The 21,626-nt window shown below is 59.6% G+C and carries 29 protein-coding genes and 1 tRNA gene; 28 read left to right on the top strand and 2 right to left on the bottom strand.

Annotated elements, in window-relative coordinates; translation table 11 throughout:
• Positions 1-341: 341 nt before the first annotated feature.
• The 22 genes from H0V78_07505 (at position 342) to tatC (ending at position 15,555) form a co-directional block, all read left to right on the top strand.
• Positions 342-1,136, top strand: coding sequence for an ABC transporter ATP-binding protein (locus H0V78_07505; protein ID MBA2351624.1), 795 nt, complete (start codon positions 342-344; stop codon positions 1,134-1,136).
• 11 nt (positions 1,137-1,147) lie between these two features.
• Positions 1,148-1,942 carry a lipid asymmetry maintenance ABC transporter permease subunit MlaE gene (mlaE, locus tag H0V78_07500; protein ID MBA2351623.1) on the top strand — a complete coding sequence of 265 codons (795 nt, stop codon included), beginning with the start codon at positions 1,148-1,150 and terminating at the stop codon, positions 1,940-1,942.
• Positions 1,942-2,472: an outer membrane lipid asymmetry maintenance protein MlaD gene (gene mlaD / locus H0V78_07495; GenBank protein ID MBA2351622.1), complete on the top strand. Its 531-nt coding sequence runs from the start codon at positions 1,942-1,944 to the stop codon at positions 2,470-2,472. The genes mlaE and mlaD overlap by 1 nt, the downstream gene beginning before the upstream one ends.
• A 33-nt stretch (positions 2,473-2,505) precedes the next feature.
• Positions 2,506-3,192, top strand: coding sequence for an ABC transporter substrate-binding protein (locus tag H0V78_07490; protein MBA2351621.1), 687 nt, complete (start codon positions 2,506-2,508; stop codon positions 3,190-3,192).
• A gap of 148 nt (positions 3,193-3,340) precedes the next feature.
• Positions 3,341-3,583, top strand: a complete 243-nt coding sequence (locus H0V78_07485) for an STAS domain-containing protein (protein ID MBA2351620.1) — start codon at positions 3,341-3,343, stop codon at positions 3,581-3,583.
• Between the two features lie 132 nt (positions 3,584-3,715).
• Entirely contained in the window at positions 3,716-4,615 is a 900-nt protein-coding gene (locus H0V78_07480) for an ABC transporter ATP-binding protein (protein ID MBA2351619.1), read from the top strand.
• A 13-nt stretch (positions 4,616-4,628) separates the two neighbouring features.
• Complete coding sequence (locus tag H0V78_07475; GenBank protein ID MBA2351618.1) at positions 4,629-5,384, top strand: ABC transporter permease; 756 nt, start codon at positions 4,629-4,631, stop codon at positions 5,382-5,384.
• A 29-nt stretch (positions 5,385-5,413) separates the two neighbouring features.
• A complete protein-coding gene (locus H0V78_07470; GenBank protein ID MBA2351617.1) occupies positions 5,414-5,662 on the top strand; it encodes a BolA family transcriptional regulator in 249 nt (82 codons plus the stop codon).
• Positions 5,663-5,677: 15 nt separating this feature from the next.
• A complete protein-coding gene (gene murA / locus H0V78_07465) occupies positions 5,678-6,937 on the top strand; it encodes a UDP-N-acetylglucosamine 1-carboxyvinyltransferase (GenBank protein ID MBA2351616.1) in 1,260 nt (419 codons plus the stop codon).
• A 3-nt stretch (positions 6,938-6,940) separates the two neighbouring features.
• A complete protein-coding gene (locus H0V78_07460) occupies positions 6,941-7,588 on the top strand; it encodes an ATP phosphoribosyltransferase (protein ID MBA2351615.1) in 648 nt (215 codons plus the stop codon).
• 16 nt (positions 7,589-7,604) lie between these two features.
• The gene (gene hisD / locus H0V78_07455; protein MBA2351614.1) at positions 7,605-8,915 is read left to right on the top strand and encodes a histidinol dehydrogenase; all 1,311 of its coding nucleotides are present in this window, start codon (positions 7,605-7,607) and stop codon (positions 8,913-8,915) included.
• A 46-nt stretch (positions 8,916-8,961) separates the two neighbouring features.
• Positions 8,962-10,038: a histidinol-phosphate transaminase gene (locus H0V78_07450; protein MBA2351613.1), complete on the top strand. Its 1,077-nt coding sequence runs from the start codon at positions 8,962-8,964 to the stop codon at positions 10,036-10,038.
• 19 nt (positions 10,039-10,057) lie between these two features.
• Positions 10,058-10,645 carry an imidazoleglycerol-phosphate dehydratase HisB gene (hisB, locus tag H0V78_07445; protein ID MBA2351612.1) on the top strand — a complete coding sequence of 196 codons (588 nt, stop codon included), beginning with the start codon at positions 10,058-10,060 and terminating at the stop codon, positions 10,643-10,645.
• 14 nt (positions 10,646-10,659) lie between these two features.
• A complete protein-coding gene (hisH, locus tag H0V78_07440; protein MBA2351611.1) occupies positions 10,660-11,304 on the top strand; it encodes an imidazole glycerol phosphate synthase subunit HisH in 645 nt (214 codons plus the stop codon).
• A gap of 119 nt (positions 11,305-11,423) precedes the next feature.
• Positions 11,424-12,176 (top strand): 1-(5-phosphoribosyl)-5-[(5-phosphoribosylamino)methylideneamino]imidazole-4-carboxamide isomerase, encoded by a 753-nt coding sequence (gene hisA, locus H0V78_07435; protein ID MBA2351610.1) that lies wholly within the window; start codon positions 11,424-11,426, stop codon positions 12,174-12,176.
• Between the two features lie 58 nt (positions 12,177-12,234).
• Complete coding sequence (gene hisF, locus H0V78_07430; GenBank protein MBA2351609.1) at positions 12,235-13,068, top strand: imidazole glycerol phosphate synthase subunit HisF; 834 nt, start codon at positions 12,235-12,237, stop codon at positions 13,066-13,068.
• A complete protein-coding gene (gene hisI / locus H0V78_07425; protein MBA2351608.1) occupies positions 13,040-13,411 on the top strand; it encodes a phosphoribosyl-AMP cyclohydrolase in 372 nt (123 codons plus the stop codon). The genes hisF and hisI overlap by 29 nt, the downstream gene beginning before the upstream one ends.
• Positions 13,408-13,743 (top strand): phosphoribosyl-ATP diphosphatase, encoded by a 336-nt coding sequence (locus tag H0V78_07420; GenBank protein MBA2351607.1) that lies wholly within the window; start codon positions 13,408-13,410, stop codon positions 13,741-13,743. The genes hisI and H0V78_07420 overlap by 4 nt, the downstream gene beginning before the upstream one ends.
• Positions 13,743-14,099 carry a histidine triad nucleotide-binding protein gene (locus H0V78_07415; protein MBA2351606.1) on the top strand — a complete coding sequence of 119 codons (357 nt, stop codon included), beginning with the start codon at positions 13,743-13,745 and terminating at the stop codon, positions 14,097-14,099. Before H0V78_07420 ends, H0V78_07415 begins: the two co-directional genes overlap by 1 nt.
• Positions 14,100-14,102: 3 nt before the next feature.
• Positions 14,103-14,318, top strand: a complete 216-nt coding sequence (gene tatA / locus H0V78_07410; GenBank protein ID MBA2351605.1) for a Sec-independent protein translocase subunit TatA — start codon at positions 14,103-14,105, stop codon at positions 14,316-14,318.
• 68 nt (positions 14,319-14,386) lie between these two features.
• Positions 14,387-14,815 (top strand): twin-arginine translocase subunit TatB, encoded by a 429-nt coding sequence (gene tatB, locus H0V78_07405; GenBank protein MBA2351604.1) that lies wholly within the window; start codon positions 14,387-14,389, stop codon positions 14,813-14,815.
• Entirely contained in the window at positions 14,812-15,555 is a 744-nt protein-coding gene (gene tatC, locus H0V78_07400; GenBank protein ID MBA2351603.1) for a twin-arginine translocase subunit TatC, read from the top strand. Before tatB ends, tatC begins: the two co-directional genes overlap by 4 nt.
• Before the next feature lie 72 nt (positions 15,556-15,627).
• Here the strand turns inward: tatC and H0V78_07395 are convergent, their stop codons facing one another.
• Both H0V78_07395 and mscL read right to left on the bottom strand, forming a co-directional pair.
• On the bottom strand, positions 15,628-16,812 hold the full coding sequence (locus tag H0V78_07395) for a Do family serine endopeptidase (GenBank protein ID MBA2351602.1): 1,185 nt from the start codon (positions 16,810-16,812) through the stop codon (positions 15,628-15,630).
• A 160-nt stretch (positions 16,813-16,972) separates the two neighbouring features.
• On the bottom strand, positions 16,973-17,386 hold the full coding sequence (gene mscL / locus H0V78_07390; protein ID MBA2351601.1) for a large conductance mechanosensitive channel protein MscL: 414 nt from the start codon (positions 17,384-17,386) through the stop codon (positions 16,973-16,975).
• 153 nt (positions 17,387-17,539) lie between these two features.
• Here mscL and petA point away from each other — a divergent pair, with 153 nt between their 5' ends.
• From petA to H0V78_07360, 6 genes are all read left to right on the top strand, one after another.
• Positions 17,540-18,145 carry a ubiquinol-cytochrome c reductase iron-sulfur subunit gene (gene petA, locus H0V78_07385; GenBank protein MBA2351600.1) on the top strand — a complete coding sequence of 202 codons (606 nt, stop codon included), beginning with the start codon at positions 17,540-17,542 and terminating at the stop codon, positions 18,143-18,145.
• Complete coding sequence (locus H0V78_07380; protein MBA2351599.1) at positions 18,145-19,389, top strand: cytochrome bc complex cytochrome b subunit; 1,245 nt, start codon at positions 18,145-18,147, stop codon at positions 19,387-19,389. Before petA ends, H0V78_07380 begins: the two co-directional genes overlap by 1 nt.
• On the top strand, positions 19,386-20,129 hold the full coding sequence (locus H0V78_07375; GenBank protein MBA2351598.1) for a cytochrome c1: 744 nt from the start codon (positions 19,386-19,388) through the stop codon (positions 20,127-20,129). The genes H0V78_07380 and H0V78_07375 overlap by 4 nt, the downstream gene beginning before the upstream one ends.
• Before the next feature lie 24 nt (positions 20,130-20,153).
• On the top strand, positions 20,154-20,753 hold the full coding sequence (locus H0V78_07370) for a glutathione S-transferase N-terminal domain-containing protein (protein MBA2351597.1): 600 nt from the start codon (positions 20,154-20,156) through the stop codon (positions 20,751-20,753).
• Positions 20,750-21,169: a ClpXP protease specificity-enhancing factor gene (locus tag H0V78_07365; protein ID MBA2351596.1), complete on the top strand. Its 420-nt coding sequence runs from the start codon at positions 20,750-20,752 to the stop codon at positions 21,167-21,169. Before H0V78_07370 ends, H0V78_07365 begins: the two co-directional genes overlap by 4 nt.
• Positions 21,170-21,254: 85 nt before the next feature.
• A tRNA-Thr gene (locus H0V78_07360) sits at positions 21,255-21,330 on the top strand.
• Positions 21,331-21,626: the final 296 nt, after the last annotated feature.

Below are 21,626 nucleotides of genomic sequence, written 5' to 3'. Positions count from 1 at the left end.
AGCCGCGCGACACTGCACCCATGCCTGACGGTGACAACCAGCCGTCGACTCGCCGAACAACGCATCGTTTGCTCTCGCATCAATTGCAATGATCCGGCCGGTTCGTCGAAATTCAACAGCCTGCTAGGGCGTCCGACACGTTACTGCGAAGCGTTCCGATTGCGGACGGGACGCCAACGAACCGTCCCCGTTCCCCAAGACATCGCTCGCTGTGGTCCGGGTTCGGCCGGGCGCGCTTCCGATGTGTCCGCGCCCGCGACGCCGCCCTCGCACTCGATTGTTGACCCTATCTGGTTTAGAATCCGCGGACTTTGATCACAAATACCGCCAACCCGCAAACGTTGGTCGAAATCGACGACGTCAGCTTCGCCTACGGCAAGCGGCGCATCCTCAAGGGAATAGATTTTTCGATCGCTAAAGGCCAGGTCGTGGCCATCATGGGCGGCAGCGGCTGCGGCAAAACGACGCTGCTGCGTCTGATCGGCGGCCAGTTGCGGCCATCCAAAGGCGCTGTAAGGGTCGCTGGGCGCGTGATGCACGAGCTCGATCGCGATGAGCTTTATCGCATGCGCCGACGCATGGGTATGCTGTTTCAGTTCGGCGCGCTGTTTACCGATCTATCGGTCTTCGACAATGTCGCGTTTCAGATGCGCGAGCACACGAATCTGCCCGAATCGCTGATTCGCGATCTTGTGCTGATGAAGCTGCAGGCGGTCGGACTGCGCGGCGCGCACGCTTTGATGCCAGCGGAACTATCCGGCGGCATGGCGCGCCGCGTCGCGCTGGCGCGCGCCGTAGCGCTAGACCCGATGCTGATCATGTACGACGAACCGTTCGCCGGCCTCGATCCGATTTCTCTCGGCGTCGTCGGCAACCTGATCCGGCGTTTGAACGATGCTCTCGGCGCAACGTCCATAGTCGTCACCCACGATGTGCAGGAATCACTGCAGATCGTCGATTACGTCTATTTCGTTTCAGAAGGCGATATCGTAGCGCAGGGCACACCGAACCAGATGCGCGATTCGGACAAGGAATTCGTCCATCAATTCGTACATGGCGAAGAAGATGGCCCGGTGCCTTTCCATTACCCGGGACGCAAAATCGCCGACGATTTGATGAAAAAAGCGCATGCATAGGATAGATCCTCATGCTTAGCGCGGTCGCCAATGGCTTGCGCGCCTTGGGCGGCCTGGCAGTCGGGGGAGTCTGGCGGCTCGGCTATGCCAGCCGTTTTTTTGCGCTGGTATTGCTGAGTTCGGCGACCAGCTTTCGTCGCATCGGCCTCACCATACGAGAAATCTACTTCAGCGGTTTCCTGTCCTTGATCATCATTGCCGTCTCCGGTTTGTTCGTCGGCATGGTGCTCGGTTTGCAAGGTTATGAAACGCTGGAGCGCTACGGTTCGGAAGAAGCGCTCGGCGTGATCGTCGCATTGTCTCTGGTTCGCGAACTCGGCCCGGTGGTCGCGGCGCTGCTTTTCGCGAGCCGCGCGGGGTCGGCGATGACCGCCGAAATCGGGCTGATGAAAGCGACTGAGCAGATCAGCGCGATGGAAATGATGGCTGTCGACCCTATCGCTCGCGTGGTCGCGCCGCGGTTTTGGGCCGGCGTCGTTTCGATGCCGCTCCTGGCGGCGATGTTCAGCGTGATGGGCGTGTTCGGCGGCTATCTCGTCGGAGTCGTCATGATCGGCGTCGACGCCGGTTCATTCTGGTCACAGATGCAGGCGGCTGTCGACGTGCGCCGCGACATCGTCAATGGCGTAATCAAAAGCGTGGTGTTCGGCATCGCCATAACCGCGATTTCGCTGTTCGAAGGCTACGACGCGCCGCCCACCGCTGAAGGCGTTTCGCGAGCGACCACGCGCACGGTTGTCACTTCGTCGCTCGCTGTACTCGGCCTTGATTTCGCTCTGACTGCACTCATGTTTCGGGGGTTGTAATGGAACGCAAGACGCTGGACTTATGGGTAGGGGTATTCGTGGCGCTTGGCATCGGCGCCTTGCTGTTTCTTGCCGTAAAGGTCGGAAACCTCTCCGCAATCAGCGTGTCCGATACCTATGAAGTCCATGCCCATTTCGACAACATCGGCGGCTTGAAGCGGCGGGCGCCGGTCAAAAGCGCGGGCGTGGTCGTTGGTAACGTCGTTGACATCAACTTTGACCCAGAGCGCTTCGATGCGAAGGTAACGCTGGGCATCGACAAACGCTACCCGTTCACGAAGGACACGACGGCATCGATTCTGACTTCGGGTTTGCTCGGTGAGCAATACCTCGGGCTTGAAGCAGGCGCCGATCCCGAATCCTTGCAGCCTGGCGACACGCTGGAGTTGACGCAATCCGCGGTTGTGCTGGAAAAGCTGATCGGGAAATTTCTTTTCAGCACGGCGAACGATTCGAAAGATCCGGCGGGAACTGCTGCGCCATCGAGTCCGGCATCACCCGCGCCGCCCGGATTCCGTCCCGGCGAATAAGCTCTTACTTTTTCATTCGAGGAAAAACGCATCATGGAAATAGCTTCGAAATTATGGTTGCCGTTCATCGGCCTGTTTATCAGCCTTGCCGCCAGTGGTCTATTCGGTGTTCCGGTGCTTGCCGCAGAGGATTCCCCCGATCAGATGATCCGCAGCACGACCAAGGAAGTGTTGGCCATCGTCCAGAAGGATCGGGACATTCAGGCCGGCGACAAACAAAAAATAATTGAGCTTGTCGAGGCCAGGGTTCTGCCGAACTTCAATTTCAACCGCATGACCGCGCTTGCGGTCGGCCGCGGCTGGCGCGATGCGACGCCGCAGCAGAGGGAGAATCTGGTCAAACAGTTTCGCACGTTGCTGGTCAGGACTTATTCCGACGCCTTGAACGTTTCGTCCGCGCTTGAAGCAGCGCGCGGCGATCCGCTCGAGGTTAAACCGCTGACCCTGAAGCCCGGTGCGACCCAGGCGGTTGTGCAATCGGTATTCACGACGCCTGATGGCGTGCCGATTCCGATCGACTATCGCGTCGAGAAAGGCGGCGATGGCTGGAAGGTGTACGACGTGATCGTCGAGGGCATCAGCCTCGTGACCAACTATCGCAGCACGTTCAGCGATGAGATCAATCGCTCGGGGGTCGACGGCTTGATCAAGCTGCTCGCCGACAAGAACGGCAAGCTGAAAGCTGATCCGCAGCGTTCATCGCAACGTCCGCAGGGTTAAACCGCGCAGCCCTGGGAAAGCGATCGCAAGCGTCCGCAATCTGCGCGCAATCCATCTTCGAGCGAACGGAGATCCGGTGAAACGAACAGCTGGCGACGCCCATGCGGAAATCGTGCGCAACGGGGTCTGTATCGGCATAACCGGTGCGATCACTATAGACAACGTCGCGCGGCTCATCGAGATCGGCCGCGCGCAACTTGGCCCAGAAGTTCGCGAAGTCGATCTCAGCGGACTCAGCGAAGTCGATTCGTCGGCCATCGGTCTTCTTCTGGAATGGCAGCGCGTGGCGCAAGCGCAACACCGGGTTCACCTGCGCTTTAAAAATTTGCCCGAAAATCTGCGCAGTCTGGCAAGCCTGTATGACGTTCTGGAGCTGATTCCGGAAACTTGATTAACCGCCTCCGCCGCCGGAGCGCGCGGCGACCGGCGCTTGGCAGCAACGATGATAGCTGCCATTTTCAGCTCGCAGCGGTTGCCGCCGCGCCGTCCGCGCTCGCTTCAATCCCCACCAATCTCTTCCGGCATGACCGCCGCAATCGAAATTGAAGGTGTCGTCAAGCGCTACGGTGCGCTGACTGCGCTCGGCGGCATCGATCTCGGTATCGCCGAGGGGGAGTTTTTTGGTCTCCTGGGGCCGAACGGCGCCGGAAAGACCACCTTGATCAATCTTCTCGCCGGCTTGTCTCTGGCCGATTCGGGAACGCTGGCCGTGATGGGATTCGATGTCGTCCGCCGCTACCGCGGCGCGCGCCGGCGCCTCGGCGTGGTCCCGCAGGAACTCGTGTTTGATCCGTTCTTCACGGTACGCGAGGCGCTGACGATACAGTCGGGCTACTTCGGTATTCGCGATAACCGCGGCTGGATAGACGAAATCATCCACCACCTCGATCTCGCCGGCAAAGCCGATACCAATATGCGCGCCTTGTCCGGCGGTATGAAGCGCCGGGTGCTGATTGCGCAGGCGCTTGTGCACAAGCCGCCGGTGATCGTGCTCGATGAGCCTACAGCCGGCGTCGATGTCGCATTGCGGCAGACGCTGTGGAGCTTTATTCGCAAGCTGAATCGCGATGGCCATACGATCGTGCTGACGACCCATTACCTTGAAGAAGCGGAAATCCTGTGCAGCCGCATTGCGATGCTGAAACACGGCGCGATTGTCGCGCTCGACAGCACCCAGAATCTGCTGAACAGCGTATCCGGCCGGCGCTTGAAGATGTGGCTGAAACCGAACGAGTTGCCGCCGGCGCTTCAACCGATGCAGATTGCCCGGGGCGAGAAAAGCTTTACCCTGAAAATCGAGGATTACTCCGAAATCGAGAGAGTCATGGCCGAGCTGCGCATGGCCGGCATCACCGTGCAGGAACTGGAACTTCAGCAGCCCGATCTCGAGGACGTGTTTATGCAGATCATGAGCCGGCAATGAGCACAGGACGCCCGTGACCGGCTTCGCCACGCTTTTTTACAAAGAGTTGCTGCGCTTCTGGAAAGTGAGCTTTCAGACCGTGATGGCGCCGGTGCTGACAGCGCTCCTGTATCTGCTGATTTTTTCCCACGCGCTCGAACAGCACGTCGAAGTATTCGACGGCGTGCGCTATACCTCGTTTCTCATTCCCGGCTTGGGCATGATGGCAATTTTGCAAAACGCGTTCGCCAACAGTTCATCGAGCCTGATCCAGTCGAAAGTGACCGGGAACATTATTTTTACGCTGCTTGCGCCGCTGTCGCACTGGGAGTTTTTTTCGGCTTACGTGCTGGCCGCGATGGTGCGCGGCTGTGTGGTGGGATTAGGGGTGATCGTACTGACGCTGCCGCTCGTGCAGCTCGATTTGCGCTATCCGCTGTGGGCGCTGCTGTTCGCCGTACTCGGCAGCGGTTTGCTCGGCGCGCTGGGCATCATCGCCGGCATCTGGGCCGAGAAATTCGATCAGATCGCGGCCTTCCAGAATTTCATCATTCTGCCGCTGACATTCCTTTCCGGCGTGTTTTACTCGATCCATACGCTGCCGGGTTTCTGGCAGGCGACTTCGCATTTCAATCCGTTCTTTTACATGATAGACGGGTTCCGCTTCGGATTTTTCGGCGTTTCCGACGTTTCTCCCTATTTCAGCGCGGCGGTTGTCGCAACGGCTTTTTTTGCTCTATCCTTGCTGACCTTGCGTTTGCTCAAAAGCGGCTACAAGCTTCGCCGCTAGCCGCCCCGCGCCACCCCGTCACCATTCTCATGCTCGAACCTGAAACCGTAAAAAGCTATATCGAAACCAGCCTCGAATGCGAGTTCGTCGCCGTCGAAGGCGATGGCCAGCATTTTGAGGCGATCATCGTAGCCGCCGCGTTCCGCGGTCAGAACCGCGTGCGGCAGCACCAGACCGTCTATAAAGCGCTCGGTGATCGTATGCGCGCAGAAATTCATGCGTTGTCGATGAAAACGTACACGCCAGAAGAATGGCGGCAGCGCGGAAGCGAGGTGTGATTTCGCGATCCTGAAATGGACAAACTGGCAATTCAGGGCGGCGTGCCACTGTCCGGAGAAGTCCGGATTTCGGGCGCCAAAAATGCCGCTCTGCCGATCTTGTGCGCATCGCTGCTGACGGCCGATGCGATGGCATTGAGCAACGTGCCGCGGCTGCGCGATGTGACGACCGCAATCAGGCTGCTCGAGCAGATCGGCGTGCGCATCGGCTCGCGTAGTCCGACTGATACAACCATCGAATTGAGCGGCCGCGATGTCGAAAATCTGATCGCGCCCTACGAGATGGTCAAGACCATGCGCGCCGCCATTCTGGTCCTCGGGCCGATGCTTGCCCGCTTCGGCGAGGCGAGTGTATCCCTGCCCGGCGGCTGCGCGATCGGGTTGCGCCCGGTCGACCTGCATATCAAAGGTTTGCAGGCGATGGGCGCCGAAATCGCTATCGAGCACGGCTACATTCATGCGCGCGCCAAACGCTTGAGCGGCGCGCGCATCGTCATGGATCTGGTTTCGGTGACCGGCACCGAAAACCTGATGATGGCGGCGACTCTGGCCGACGGCGTCACCCTTATCGAAAACGCCGCGCGCGAACCTGAAGTCGTCGATCTCGCCGATTGCCTGATCGCGATGGGCGCAAGAATCAGGGGCGCCGGCAGCGACGCCATCCATATCGAGGGGGTCGCGAGTTTGCACGGAGCGAGTTATCGCGTCATGCCCGACCGCATCGAAAGCGGAACATTTCTGGTCGCGGCCGCGGCGACCGGCGGCGCCGTAACGCTCGTGAACACGCGCAGCGCCATGCTCGATGCGGTGCTCGGCAAGCTGCTTGAAGCCGGCGCGAAGGTCGAATTCGGCGACGACTGGATACGGGTGCGCAAAAACGGTGTCCGGCGCCCGGTCAATCTCCGCACCGCGCCGTACCCTGCGTTTCCGACCGACATGCAGGCGCAATTCATGGCTTTGAACTGCATGGCCGCCGGCACCGCGATCGTGACCGAAACGATTTTCGAGAACCGTTTCATGCACGTGCAGGAGTTGCGCCGGCTTGGCGCCGATATCGAGGTCGAAGGCAACACTGCCGTGATCAAGGGCGTCGGCCAGCTCGACGGTGCGACTGTGATGGCGACCGATTTGCGCGCGTCCGCCAGTCTCGTCATCGCCGGCCTGATGGCGAGCGGCGAGACGACGATAGACCGCATCTATCATCTCGACCGCGGCTACGAACACATCGAAGAAAAACTGTCGCAGCTCGGCGCGAACATTCGGCGGAGGCATTGAAAGATGAGCGGCTTGACCATCGCGCTGTCGAAAGGACGCATCTTCGACGAGACTCTGCCGATATTGGAGGCGGCCGGAATCATCGTGACTGAAGATGCGGAAACCTCGCGCAAGCTGATTTTGCCAACCAGCCGCGGCGACATGCGCGTCATCATCGTACGGGCGTCCGATGTGCCGACGTATGTGCGTTACGGGGCCGCCGACCTTGGCGTCGCCGGGCGCGACGTGCTGGCCGAGCAGGGCGATGCCGGTCTTTATCAACCGCTCGATTTGCAAATCGCGCGTTGCCGCATGGTCGTCGCCACGGCCCAGGATTACGATTACGAATCGGAAGTACGGCGCGGCGCCCGTCTTCGCGTCGCGACCAAATACCTGCAAACGGCACGCGAACACTTTGCCGCTAAGGGCGTGCACGTCGATCTGATTAAGCTGTATGGCTCGATGGAACTGGCGCCGCTGGTCGGACTCGCCGATGCGATCGTCGATCTGGTTTCCAGCGGCAACACGCTGCGCGCGAACAATTTGCGCGCGGTCGAAGACATCATGCCGGTGTCGGCGCGGCTGATCGTCAACCAGGCGGCCCTGAAGCTGAAGCGGGCGCTAATCCAGCCGCTCCTCGATGCATTCGTACGCGCCGTCACGCCCGCGTAACTACATGTATAAGCACATGCGAAACCACGTAAATATCAAGCGCTGGTCGAGCCAGGATGGCGATTTCGACAACCGGCTTTCGCGTCTGCTTGCGTTCGATGTCGCGCAGGACGAGGCCATTGAGTCGGTCGTGGCGGGCATTCTTCGCGACGTCAAAGCGCGCGGCGACGAGGCGCTGCTCGAATACACCAAGCGCTTCGATCGCATCGCGGCTGCTTCGGTTGCCGAACTCGAGTTGCCGCAATCGGAGTTGCAAGCAGCGCTCGGCCAATTGCCGGCAACCCGGCGCAACGCGCTCGAGCGCGCCGCCGAACGCGTACGCAACTATCACGAAAAACACATCGCGCAATCGTGGTGCTACACCGAGGCCGACGGCACCATGCTCGGCCAGCAGATCACGCCGCTCGACCGCGTTGGCATTTATGTGCCCGGCGGCCGCGCCGCCTATCCGTCGTCGGTGCTGATGAATGCGCTGCCGGCGAAAGTAGCCGGCGTCGCCGAGATCGTCATGACCGTGCCGACGCCGAATGGCGAGAAAAACGCAATGGTGCTGGCCGCCGCCGCATTGTGCGGTGTCGACCGCGTATTCACCGTCGGCGGTGCGCAGGCGATCGCTGCGCTGGCTTTCGGCACGGCGACGATCCCGCGCGTCGACAAAATCGTCGGGCCCGGCAACGCGTATGTCGCCGCCGCCAAGCGCCGCGTGTTCGGCGCTGTCGGCATCGACATGATCGCCGGGCCGTCCGAAATTCTGGTTATCTGCGACGGCAGCCCGAACCCGGACTGGATCGCGATGGACCTGTTCTCGCAGGCCGAGCACGATGAGATGGCGCAGGCGATTCTGCTGTGCCCCGACGCCGGCTTCATCGACGCCGTTGCCGGCAGCATCGATCACCAGATCGAAGGCATGCCGCGGCGCGACGTGATTCGAGCGTCGCTGGAATCGCGCGGTGCTTTGATCGCGGTTCGCGATCTCGAGGAAGCGTGTGCAATCGCCAACCGGATTGCGCCGGAGCACCTGGAACTGGCAGTCGAGAATCCGGAACACTTTGCAGGCAAAATCCGTCATGCCGGCGCGATTTTTCTGGGCCCTTATGCTTCGGAAGCGCTTGGCGATTATTGCGCGGGGCCGAACCATGTGCTGCCGACTTCGGGAACGGCGCGCTTTTCATCGCCGCTCGGTGTTTACGATTTTCAAAAGCGCACGAGTTTGATTCAGGTATCGAGCGCCGGCGCCGATACGCTGGGGCGGATCGCGGTCGAGCTTGCTCACGGCGAAGGCCTGACAGCGCACGCGAAATCGGCCGAATACCGTTTGAAGCGCTAGCTCTATCGTTTACCATCTAGCACATTCGCGCCGTCTCCGCCGCACCATGCCCGAATCCCCTGAACACGTTATACGCGAAGAAATTCGCGCGCTTGCGCCGTATCGTGTGCACGACGCGAGCGGCCTGATCAAGCTCGATGCGATGGAAAATCCGTTCGAACTGCCGCTCGCGCTGCGCGAGGAGATTGGCTATCTCGTGCGCGACGCTGCGATCAATCGTTATCCGGATTCCGCGGCGGCCCGGCTCAAAGCGCAGCTTCGCGAAACCATGGGTATCGCCGCGGATAGCGAAATCCTGCTCGGCAACGGGTCGGACGAATTGATCCAGATGCTGGCCCTGGCGGTGGCGAAACCGGGCGCGGTGTTACTTGGCGTCGAGCCTTCGTTCGCGATGTTCGGCCTGGTTGCCGCTTACGCGGGATTGCAGTACCGGCCGGTCGATCTGAATCGCGATTTTTCGCTCGATGTAGTACAAACGCTCGCGGCGATCGACGAATATCACCCTGCGCTGGTGCTTATCGCTTACCCGAACAATCCGACCGGCAATCTGTTCGACGCCGATGCGTTGGCGCAAATTATTCGAGCCGCGCCGGGCCTGGTCGTGATCGACGAGGCCTATCACGCGTTTGCCGAGAGCAGTTTTTTGCCGCGCCTGAACGAATTTTCGAATTTGTCGGTCATGCGCACGCTGTCGAAACTCGGCCTCGCCGGTCTGCGGCTAGGCTTTCTGGTCGGCCACCCCGGGCTGGTCGCGCAGCTCGAAAAGCTGCGCTTACCGTATAATGTCAATGTACTGACGCAGATCGTGGCTGAACGCGTGTTGCGCGAGACCGCTCTTCTGGCGGAACAGGCCGGCGCGATCAAACGCGAACGCCGGCGTCTGTTTGGTGCGTTGCAGAGCATTCGCGGCGTCACGGCTTTTCCTTCGTCCGGCAACTTTATTCTGTTCTGTGTATCGCACGCCGACGCAGTTTTTGAAGGCCTGAAACAGCGCGGCGTGTTGATCAGGAATTTGAACGGCGTCCATCGTTCGCTCGCAGGTTGTCTCCGCGTAACCGTCGGCACACCGCAGCAGAATCGCGCATTTATGCGCGCTCTGAACGAAAGTCTGGAAGCCGTTTAGTGCCTTGAGTCGCCAGCTTATGCGTAGCGCGCAAATGACCCGCAACACCAGGGAAACGCAGATTAGCGTCACGCTGAATCTAGATGGTTCGGGCGTGGCGAAACTCGACAGCGGCATTGCGTTTTTCGATCATATGCTCGATCAGGTTGCGCGCCACGGCGCGTTCGATCTCGACATCAAGGCGGCCGGCGACCTCGCGATCGATGCGCATCACACGGTCGAAGACATCGGCATCACGCTCGGCCAGGCTTTCGCGATAGCGATCGGAGACAAGCGCGGCGTGCGCCGCTACGGGCACGCCTATGTGCCGCTCGATGAAGCGCTGTCGCGCGTGGTGATCGATGTGTCGGGCCGTCCCGGACTGGTTTTCGATATCGACTTCACGCGCGCGCGCATCGGCGAATTCGATGTCGATCTGGTCCGTGAATTCTTCCAGGGCTTCGTCAATCACGCGCTCGTTACCTTGCATATCGACAATATGCGCGGCATCAATGCGCATCATCAATGCGAGACGGCGTTCAAGGCATTCGGTCGCGCGTTGCGCATGGCGGTCGAAACCGATGAACGGCAGGCAGGGGAACTGCCATCGACCAAGGGTATGCTCTAAACGCTATTCGCGAAATGATCGCAGTCGTCGATTACGGCATGGGCAATCTGCGTTCGGTGGCCAAAGCCCTGCAGCACGTCGCGCCGCAAGCATCGATCGTCGTGACCGGCGATCCGCAAACGATACGCGGCGCCGAACGTGTCGTCTTTCCGGGACAGGGCGCGATGCCCGACTGCATGCGCGAACTCGAAACCAGGGGTTTGCGCGAGGCGGTTACGGATGCCGCCAGAACCAGGCCATTTCTCGGCCTGTGCATCGGTCTGCAAATGCTGTTCGAGCACAGTGAAGAAGGCGATACGCGCGGACTCGGTTTGCTGCCCGGCAAGGTCAAGCGCTTCCCGCGTGACGGCATGCTCGACGCGCAGGGCGGCCGCTTGAAAGTCCCGCACATGGGCTGGAATGAGGTCGAGCAAAGCGTCGATCCGCAAAGGATTCATCCTTTATGGCAGGGCATTCCGCAGAGAGCGCGCTTTTACTTCGTGCATAGTTATTACGTCGAGACTGGTGATGCGCAACTGCCGTGCGCGACGACTGACTATGCGTTCCGATTTACCTGTGCGGTGGCGAAGGATAATATCTTCGCTGTGCAGTTTCACCCGGAAAAAAGCCAGACTGCGGGATTGACTTTGCTGAGCAACTTCATGCAATGGCGAGTCTAGCCGTCGTTGCTATCGCGGAATCCATTCCCTTCCACTGAGTTCCGTCCGCTGACCCGCTGTCGTGACTCACGACCAACAAGCTTCATGAAGCCGCCCGGCTGGCATAGTCCGACAAGAACGTGCTGATCATCCCTGCGATCGACCTGAAAGATGGCCATTGCGTCCGCCTCGAGCAAGGCGCGATGGAAAACGCCACGGTATTTTCCGAGAATCCGGCTGCCATGGCCGAGCACTGGATCAAGCAGGGCGCGCGTCGCTTGCATCTGGTCGACTTGAACGGCGCTTTTGCCGGCAAGCCGAAAAATGAATCCGCCATCAAGGCCGTGCTCGCAGCGGTAGGCGACCAGATTCCGGTACAGCTCGGCGGCGGTATTCGCGACCTCGATACCATAGAGCGCTATCTCGATGACGGCGTCAGTTACATCATCATCGGAACTGCCGCCGTCAAGACCCCGGGCTTTCTGCACGACGCCTGTTATGCGTTTCCCGGCCACATCATGGTCGGACTCGACGCACGGGACGGCAAGGTTGCGGTCGACGGCTGGTCTAAAATGACGGGCCACGATGTCGTCGATCTGGCGACGCGCTTTCAGGATTACGGCGTCGAAGCGATCATCCACACCGATATCGGCCGCGACGGCATGCTGTCGGGCTTGAACATCGAAGCGACGGTCGAGCTTGCGCGCGCGCTGACCGTGCCGGTCATCGCCAGCGGCGGCATCTCCGGCCTCGAGGACGTCAAGCGCTTGTGCGCAGTGTCGGCCGAAGGCATTACCGCCGCCATCACCGGCCGTGCGATTTACCAGGGCACGCTTGATTTCGCGACGGCGCAGAAGCTGGCGGATGAGCTCTCCGTGGGAGGCAAGGAGTGAGGCGTGAGATGAATAGCGAGCCACGTCTGGCTTTTCACTCCTGACGTTTTAATAGCGCATGGGTCTGGCCAAACGCATCATTCCCTGCCTCGACGTAAAGTGCGGCCGCGTCGTCAAGGGCATCAATTTCCTCGGGCTGAAGGATGCCGGCGACCCGGTCGAAGTCGCGCGCCGTTACGACGAGCAGGGCGCCGACGAGCTGACTTTCCTCGACATCACGGCGAGCTCCGACGAACGCGGCCTGTTGCTCGATATCATCGAACGAGTCGCAGCCCAGGTTTTCATCCCGCTGACGGTCGGGGGCGGCGTGCGCAGCATCGCGGATGTGCGCAGCCTGCTGAACGCCGGCGCCGACAAGGTCAGCATCAATACCGCCGCGGTGCAGGAGCCGCAACTGGTTGCCGATGCGGCAGCGCGCTTCGGCTCGCAGTGCATCGTCGTCGCCATCGATGCCAAGCGCCTTGAGGGCGGCGGCTGGCAGGTGTACACCCATGGCGGGCGGCGCGCGACCGGGTTTGATGCGGTGCAGTGGGGACGGCATATGCAGGCTCTCGGGGCCGGTGAAATCCTGCTGACCAGCATGGACCGCGATGGCACGCGCGACGGCTTCGATATCGCATTGACCCGGGCTTTTTCCGATGCGCTGGATATTCCGGTCATCGCCAGCGGCGGCGCCGGCGCCCTCGACCATTTGCGCGAAGGCCTGACGGCAGGCGGCGCCGATGCCGTGCTCGCCGCCAGCATTTTTCATTACGGCGAATACACGGTCGGCGATGCCAAGCGCTATCTTGCCGGCCACGGCGTCGAAGTCCGCATGCCGGCGTCCCCACTTACTGTCCCACAATCAGGTACAACTTCTCCACATGAACGAAAGCTGGCTGGGCAAGGTTAACTGGACGCAAGACGGCCTGGTTCCGGCGATAGCGCAGGAAGCCGGCAGCAATAAGGTGCTGATGCTGGCTTGGATGAACCGCGATGCGCTGAAGCGCACCGTCGAAACCGGCGAAGCGGTTTACTGGTCGCGCTCGCGCCGCAAGCTTTGGCGCAAGGGCGAAACTTCGGGCCATATCCAGAAAATCAGGGAGATCCGGCTCGATTGCGATGAAGACGCAATTCTGCTGATCGTCGAACAAGTCGGCGGCATCGCTTGTCATACCGGTAGGTATAGCTGCTTTTTTCAGAAACTGGAAAGCGACGTCTGGATCAACACCGACCCGGCTTTCAAGCTGCCATGAACGTACCCGGCGCTGACGCTGAAGTTTTGAACCGGCTGGCGTGGACCTTGAACGCCCGCCGCGGGGCCGATCCTAAGCTTTCCTATACAGCGAAGCTGTTCGCCGCCGGCGAGGATACCATCCTGAGAAAAATCGCCGAAGAGGCTGCCGAAACACTGCTCGCGTCAAAGGGCGGTGATAGACTCCACGTCGTTCGCGAGATCGCCGATCTCTGGTTTCATTGCCTGGTGCTGCTGGCGTATCACAACAGCGGCCCGGGCGAGGTTCTCAGTGAGCTGGCGCGGCGCGAAGGGTTGTCGGGCATAGACGAAAAAAAGGCGAGGGGAAACTGATGGACAACTGCCTGTTCTGCAAGATCGTGCGCGGCGAAATTCCGAGTAAAAAAATTTACGAGGACGACGATGTGCTGGCGTTTCACGATATCCAGCCGGTAGCGGCCGTGCATTTCATGTTGATCCCGAAGCGTCATGTCGATTCGCTGGCCAGCGTCGACGAATCGCATCAACAGGTTTTAGGCAAGATCATGGCATTGACCGGCAAGCTGGCGCGCGAACAGGGTTCGCCGGAGGGTTTTCGTACCATCATCAACACTGGCCGCATTGCCCGGCAGGACGTCGCGCATTTGCACGTGCACGTGCTTGGCGGCGCGGATGTGCTGCCGCGTATGCTGGTCATGCATAAGGAGTAAGAGATGGGTTCGTTCAGTATCTGGCATTGGTTGATCGTTTTGCTGGTCGTGCTGCTGATCTTCGGCACCAAGAAGCTGCGCAATATGGGAAGCGACCTCGGCGGCGCCGTCAAGGGTTTCAAGGAAGGCATGCGCGAGCCGGAAAAAACGCCGACGATCGAAAATACCGCGAGCGGCCAGACCATCGACGCCGAAGTGAAGGAAAAAAGCAGAACCTAGGGCGTTCGCCGTTCGCTACTGAGCGGCGCTGCTTTCCATCCGCGCGCGCCACTGTCCAAACTTCCGGCATGTTCGACTTCGGCTTCTCCGAACTGATGGTGATCGCCGTCGTGGCGCTGATTGTAATCGGCCCCGAACGCCTGCCCAAAGTGACTCGTACGCTCGGTCATCTGCTTGGGCGCATGCAGCGCTATGTGTCCGACGTCAAGGCCGATATCAGCCGCGAAATCGATCTCGAAGAGCTGCGCAAGCTGCAATCGTCTGCGCGCGATGCAGCGCGCACGTTCGAGCAATCGGTCCATCGCGGCGTCAACCAGACCGAGACCGAGTTCAAGGGGATCGCCGAAGACGCCAGGCCGGATGTGGGGAGCATGGCCCGCGAGCCGCTTGATCCGGGCGTTTCGAATGCTGCCCAACTCGATTTGTCGTTGGGCGCATCAGAAGCGCCCAACAATTCCCCGCCGCAAACAGATGCGACGCAGCCGGTCCGCCGATGAGCGCGCAAGACACTTTCATTTCCCATCTGGTGGAACTGCGCGATCGGCTGCTGCGCGCCATCCTCGCCGTTGTCATCGTCTTCCTGTGCCTGTTCGCCTGGGCGCGCGATATCTATAATCTGCTCGCCCAGCCGATGCTGACCGCGCTGCCGGCGGGCGGGCAAATGATCGCGACCGATGTCGTCGGCGTATTCCTGGTTCCGGTCAAAGTCACGCTGATGGCCGCTTTCCTCGTCGCGTTGCCCTACGTGCTTTACCAGGTTTGGGCGTTCGTCGCGCCGGGATTGTATATGCACGAGAAAAAACTCATGGTGCCGCTGATCTTTGCCAGCACCATGTTGTTCCTGTGCGGCATGGCGTTCGCGTTTTTTCTGGTATTTCCGGTCGTGTTCGATTTCATGAGCCGGATAGCGCCCCAGGGCGTCGCGTGGATGACCGACATCGAAAAATACTGGAGTTTCGTGATTACCACGTTCATGGCTTTCGGGCTCACTTTCGAGGTACCGATTGCCGTGATACTGCTGGTCAGAATGAACATCGTCAGCATCGCCAAGCTGAAAGAGATTCGGCCTTATGTCGTGGTCGGCGCCTTTGTGATCGGCGCGATCTTCACGCCGCCCGACGTCATATCGCAATTGATGCTGGCGCTGCCTTTGTGGCTGCTTTATGAGCTGGGCATTTTGATCGCGGGTTTTATGCTCAGGCCGCCGAACGGGGCTCTCGAAAATCTGGAGAAGTAGCGACCGGACATTTCCCGTGACCAGGCTCGGCCACGCGAAGTGAGCCCGCAAGTGCGCGGTATCGGCGACTTTTTATTCCGGGGGACGCGATTCCGGGCGACGAGAAACCTGCTGCGGCCGTTTGCCGACTTCGACTTGCACGGTTTTGCGGTTGCGTTCGCGGGCGATCTCCACGGTCGCTTTGGCGCCCGGCTGAAGAACCGCGATCAGATTCAGCATGCTGGTCGAATCGGTGACGGATTTGCCATCGACCGAAATCAGGATATCCCCCGGCTTGACGCCGGCCTTGTCGGCGGGGCCGCCGCGCAATACGCCGGAAATCAACACGCCATCGGTATTCGGCAGCTTGAACGATTCGGCCAGATCGGCAGTCAGCTCCTGCGCTTCGACGCCGATCCAGCCGCGCGTGACGCCGCCGGTTTCGACGATCTGTTCCATCACCTGCCGCGCCAGGCTGACCGGGATGGCGAATCCGATGCCGAGCGATCCGCCGGTCTGCGAAAAAATTGCCGTGTTGATGCCGATCAGATTGCCGGAAATATCGATCAGCGCGCCGCCCGAATTGCCGGGATTGATCGCAGCGTCGGTCTGAATGAAGTTCTCGAACGTGTTGATGCCGAGATGATCGCGGCGCAGCGCGCTGACGATACCCATGGTTACTGTCTGGCCGACGCCGAACGGATTGCCGATCGCCAGCACCACGTCGCCGACGCCGGCGCGCTCCGATTGACCGAAGGTGATCGCAGGTAAATCGGCGATATCCAATTGCAGCACGGCAAGGTCGGTTTCCGGGTCTGAGCCGACGATGCGAGCCTGCGCTTTACGGCCATCGGACAGCGCAACTTCGATCTCGTCGCCGGAAGCAACGACGTGATGATTGGTCAGGATCAGCCCTTGCGGACTGACGATCACGCCGGACCCGAGGCTGGCGCGCTTCTGATTCATTTCCGGCCGGTCGCCAAAAAAATGGCGGAACAGCGGATCGTTCATCAGCGGATTTTCGGGCTGCTTGACGGCAGTCGTCGTAAAAATATTCACGACAGACGGCATCGCCTTGGTTACCGCGCCGCTGAACGTCGTTATGACTTTTTGCGGGCTGGCAGGGTCGGCCGCGGGCGCTTCCTTGAACAGCACGACATTGCCGGCCCGCCCGTTGCCGGTCCAGGACAGCAAGTCGGGCCGCAAGGTTGAGACGACAAACAACACGGCGAGACTGAGCGTCGCCGTTTGCGCAAAAATGAGCCAGAGCTTGCGCATCGAATGAATCCGGATCGATACCGTAAGGGTTGCGAAAGAGCCTAGTAAGCGCGGCCATTATAGCGCACGGTATCGTCGCCAGTCGCCGATGGCGGCAATACGAGGCGCGGGCCGGCGCTACCCCGGCAACGAATCGCGCCGCTACCGCGGCTTGTGCATTTTATCGTTTGAGCGAATCGCGGATTTCGCGCAACAGCATCACTTCCTCGTGTGGCGCCGGCGTGGCTGCTGCCGGTTTTTCCCTTTTCAGACGATTGATCTGCTTGATCACGAAAAAGATCGCGAGCGCGACGATGAGAAAATCGATGATGGAATTGATGAACAACCCATAGTTGATGGTCGCCGCCCCGGCAGCCTTGGCCTCCGCCAGCGTATCGACGGCGACATCCGATAAATTGATGAAAAGATTGCTGAAATCGAGTCCGCCCATGACCTTTCCAATCGGCGGCATAAGAATATCGTTGACGAATGACGTGACGATTTTGCCGAACGCCGCGCCGATCACAATGCCAACTGCCAGATCGACGACGTTGCCCTTTATCGCAAATTCCTTGAATTCGCCGGCGAAGCTCATATTGCCTCCCTCTGGGGTGAGTTTTGTCACGGGCATTCTTGGTTTGCTAAGTTTCTGATAGAGAATGCGATTCCATGATTAAACAGGCTGTCGCTGTTTAATCTCCATGCCATTGCGGGTATAATGTATTTCAGCTAACTTGGGGTTCGAATCATGGACGATCAGCCGAAACCTCCGCCCGACACCGCAAAACGCCGATTCCTCACCATAGCCACCGGCACCCTCGGCAGTATCGCTGCGGTTGCTGTCGCCGCCCCCTTCGTACGCAGCATGATGCCGAGCGAACGCGCCAAGGCGGCAGGCGCGCCGGTGGAAGTCGATATCGGCGGAATCGAGCCGGGCCTGATGAGTTCCGTCGAATGGCGCGGCAAGCCGGTCTGGATTATCAACCGCACGCCCGAAATGCTGGCGACTTTGCCCAAACTCGAGGAGCAACTCGTCGATCCCCATTCGACCCAGCCCCTGCAACCCGAATACTGTCAGAACATTCACCGCTCGATCAAGCCGCAATATCTGGTCGTGATCGGAATCTGCACGCATCTGGGCTGCTCGCCGACCGCAAGGCTGCGATCCGGCGATGAAAACGCGATGGGCGCGAACTGGCCAGGCGGCTTTCTCTGCCCATGCCATGGTTCGACCTTCGATCTCGCCGGCCGCGTGTTCCAGGGTGTGCCGGCGCCGGTCAATCTCGAAGTCCCCAAATACACCTATCTGAGCGAACGTCGATTGTTGATCGGCGAAGATAGCAACGGCGCGTGATGAGCAAACTGACGGGGCTGTTGAACTGGGTAGACGCGCGCTTTCCGCTGACTTCGAGCTGGAAAGAGCACCTGTCCGAATACTACGCTCCGAAGAACTTCAATTTCTGGTACTACTTCGGCTCTCTCGCGCTCCTGGTACTGGTGATCCAGATCGTCACCGGCATTTTGCTGACCATGAGTTACAAGCCGGACGCGGCGCAGGCCTTCGCTTCGGTCGAATACATTATGCGCGATGTGCCGTGGGGCTGGCTTATCCGCTATATGCATTCGACCGGCGCGTCGATGTTTTTCGTGGTTATCTACCTGCACATGTTTCGCGCCCTGTTGTACGGCTCGTTTCGCAAACCGCGCGAGCTGATCTGGATTATCGGCATGCTGATTTATTTGACGCTGATGGCAGAAGCCTTCTTCGGCTATCTGCTGCCTTGGGGCCAAATGTCGTACTGGGGCGCGCAGGTGATCGTCAACCTGTTCAGCGCGATTCCGCTCATCGGCGAAGATTTATCGCTATGGGTACGCGGCGATTATGTCGTGTCGGACGCGACGTTGAACCGGTTCTTCGCGTTTCACGTGATCGCGCTGCCGCTGGTGTTGATCGGGCTGGTCGTCGCGCACATCCTGGCGCTGCACGAAGTCGGCTCGAACAATCCGGATGGCATCGAAATCAAGGACAACGTTGATCCCGAGACCGGCATTCCGCGCGACGGCATCGCCTTCCACCCTTATTACACCGTCAAAGACATTGTCGGCGTCATCGTATTTCTGGCCATCTTCAGCACGATCATGTTCTTCGTGCCGGAAATGGGTGGTTATTTTCTCGAGTACAACAACTTCGTTCCGGCAGACCCGCTGCATACGCCCGATCATATCGCGCCGATCTGGTATTTCACACCGTTCTATTCAATCTTGCGCGCGGTGACGTATCCGCTGTTCGGCATCGACGCCAAGTTTTGGGGTGTGCTCGCGATGGGCGCCTCGGTCATGATCTTTTTCGCCCTGCCGTGGCTCGATCGCGGGCGCGTCAAGTCGATCCGTTATCGCGGCTGGATATTCAAGACCGCGCTGACGGTCTTCGTCATCAGCTTCATGGTGCTGGGTTATCTCGGCACTCTGACGCCGACCCCGGCAACGACAATGGCGGCGCAGATTTTGTCGATCCTTTACTTTGCGTTCTTTATTCTGATGCCGTGGTATACGCGCATCGATCCGGTAAAGTCTGTGCCTGAACGTTTACAGACATGAGCGTGAATTTCCTGCTCGCCCTGTTTTCGCTCGCGCTGTTCGCTACGCTGCCCGCCTTTTCCGCGGCCGCGGACATCAAGCTCGACCACGCGGCCGTCGATCTGCGCGATCCGATCTCGCTGCAGCGCGGCGCGAAAACCTTCATCAATTATTGCCTGCATTGCCACAGCGCAAGCTATATGCGTTATAGCCGGCTGACCGATCTCGGCCTGACCGAACAGCAGATCAAGGACAATCTGCTGTTCGAGGGCGAGAAAGTCGGGCAGACGATGACGGTCGCCATGCGCAAGGACGACGCGCGCGAATGGTTCGGCGCGGTACCGCCGGATCTAAGCGTGATCGCGCGTTCGCGCGGCGCCGACTGGTTGTACACCTATCTGCGCAAATTCTATCGGGACGAGTCGCGGCCGACCGGCTGGAACAATACCGTTTTTCCGGCCGTCAACATGCCGCACGCGCTTTACCAGTTGCAGGGCGCGCAGCGGCTGGAGAAAGTCGAGGTCATGAACGCGGCGGGCGAAAAACATTTCGAACACAAGCTGGTGCTCGCCGAGCCTGGCCAACTCGCGCCGCTCGAGTACGACCGGCTGGCGGCGGATCTGGTCAACTATCTCGTTTATATGAGCGAGCCGAACAAGATCACCAGGCTGCAGCTCGGCATCGTCACACTGTTTTTCCTCGCTTTGTTTTTTGTGCTGGCTTTGTTCCTGAAGAAGGAGTACTGGAAGGATGTCCACTGATGCACGCACGCTCCGGGTAGCGCCGTGATGACACTCTATTCGGGCACCTCATGCCCGTTTAGCCAGCGCACCCGCATCGTGCTGTATGAGAAGGGGATGGATTTCCAGATCCTCGATGTCGATCTGTATAACAAGCCTGAAGATCTGGCCATCATGAATCCGTACAATCGCGTTCCGGTGCTGGCCGAGCGCGATCTGATTCTTTACGAATCCAATATCATCAACGAGTACATCGACGACCGCTTTCCGCATCCGCAGCTGATGCCGGCCGATCCGGTGATGCGGGCGCGGGCGCGCCTATTCCTGTTCCGCTTCGAGCAGGAGATGTTTTGCTACATCGAGCCGCTCGAGCGCAGCAACCAGAAGTTCGCGGAAAAGGCGCGGGCCAGCATCCGCGACAGCCTGACGCAAATAGCGCCCGTGTTCACGCGCCAGAAATTCATGCTCGGTGAAGAGTTTTCGATGCTGGATGTGGCGATCGCGCCCCTGTTGTGGCGGCTCGATCATTACAATATACAATTGCCGAAACAGGCTGCGCCGCTGATGAAATACGCGGAGCGTCTGTTCAGCCGGCCGGCGTTCATCGACGCTCTGACAGCATCCGAAAAGATCATGCGAAAGTGAAAAAAGATCTATCGACCAAGCCCTACCTGATACGCGCGATCTACGATTGGTGCGCGGACAGCGATCTGACGCCCTATCTCGCGGTCCAGGTCGATGAAAGCACCAAAGTGCCGGTCGAGTATGTGAAAAACGGTGAAATCGTGCTGAACATCAGCCAGGATTCGACCCGCAACCTGACTTTGGGAAACGATCTCATCCAGTTTTCCGCGCGCTTCAGCGGCGTATCCAGAGAAGTGTCGATTCCGGTGCACGCGGTTTCCGGAATTTTCGCGAAAGAAAGCGGTGTCGGGCTGTTCTTCGAAGCGATGGAAGGCGAGCCAGCGGGCAAGGCGCGCTCGCAACGCGAACGCACCAGCGAAACTCCGAAAGACCCGCCGCCTTCCGGCGGCAGGCCCAGGCTGCAGGTTATCAAATAACTTCCGGCCTTCGGTCCTTCACGGCCGCGTTGGCGCTTCCCGCGTTTGCCGCCCCTCTGGCAAGCCACTATAATTCAAGCCGAAGGCCGGCATAGCTCAGTTGGTAGAGCAGCTGATTTGTAATCAGAAGGTCGTGGGTTCGACTCCTATTGCCGGCACCAAAGAATCAAATACTTAGCGATACCTTGCTCCCTGTTCTTGTTATCGGGGTTACGCCGGGGTTACGTTGCAAGGCAAACTCAAGCCAGCAGTCCGCCCGGCCCTCATTTAAGATATTTTGCGAAGCGCCGCTCGGCCTTGTATTCCGGGGGCATCTCAAGAAGCGCCTGCGGGTTCCGATATTTCACGAGTCCGCTTTTCTGCCGGTTCTCGATCAGTTCGCTCAAATGAAGCGAGTCCCAACCTTCGATTCCCGTGTGATCGCCGCTCAGAAACGCCACCTCGGCTGGGCTTAGGT

The sequence above is a fragment of the Burkholderiales bacterium genome (assembly GCA_013695435.1).
In the GTDB taxonomy this organism is placed as follows: Bacteria; Pseudomonadota; Gammaproteobacteria; order Burkholderiales; family JACMKV01; genus JACMKV01.
Note: the sequence above shows the minus strand (reverse complement) of the source record. Positions and strands in the feature narration are given on the sequence as shown.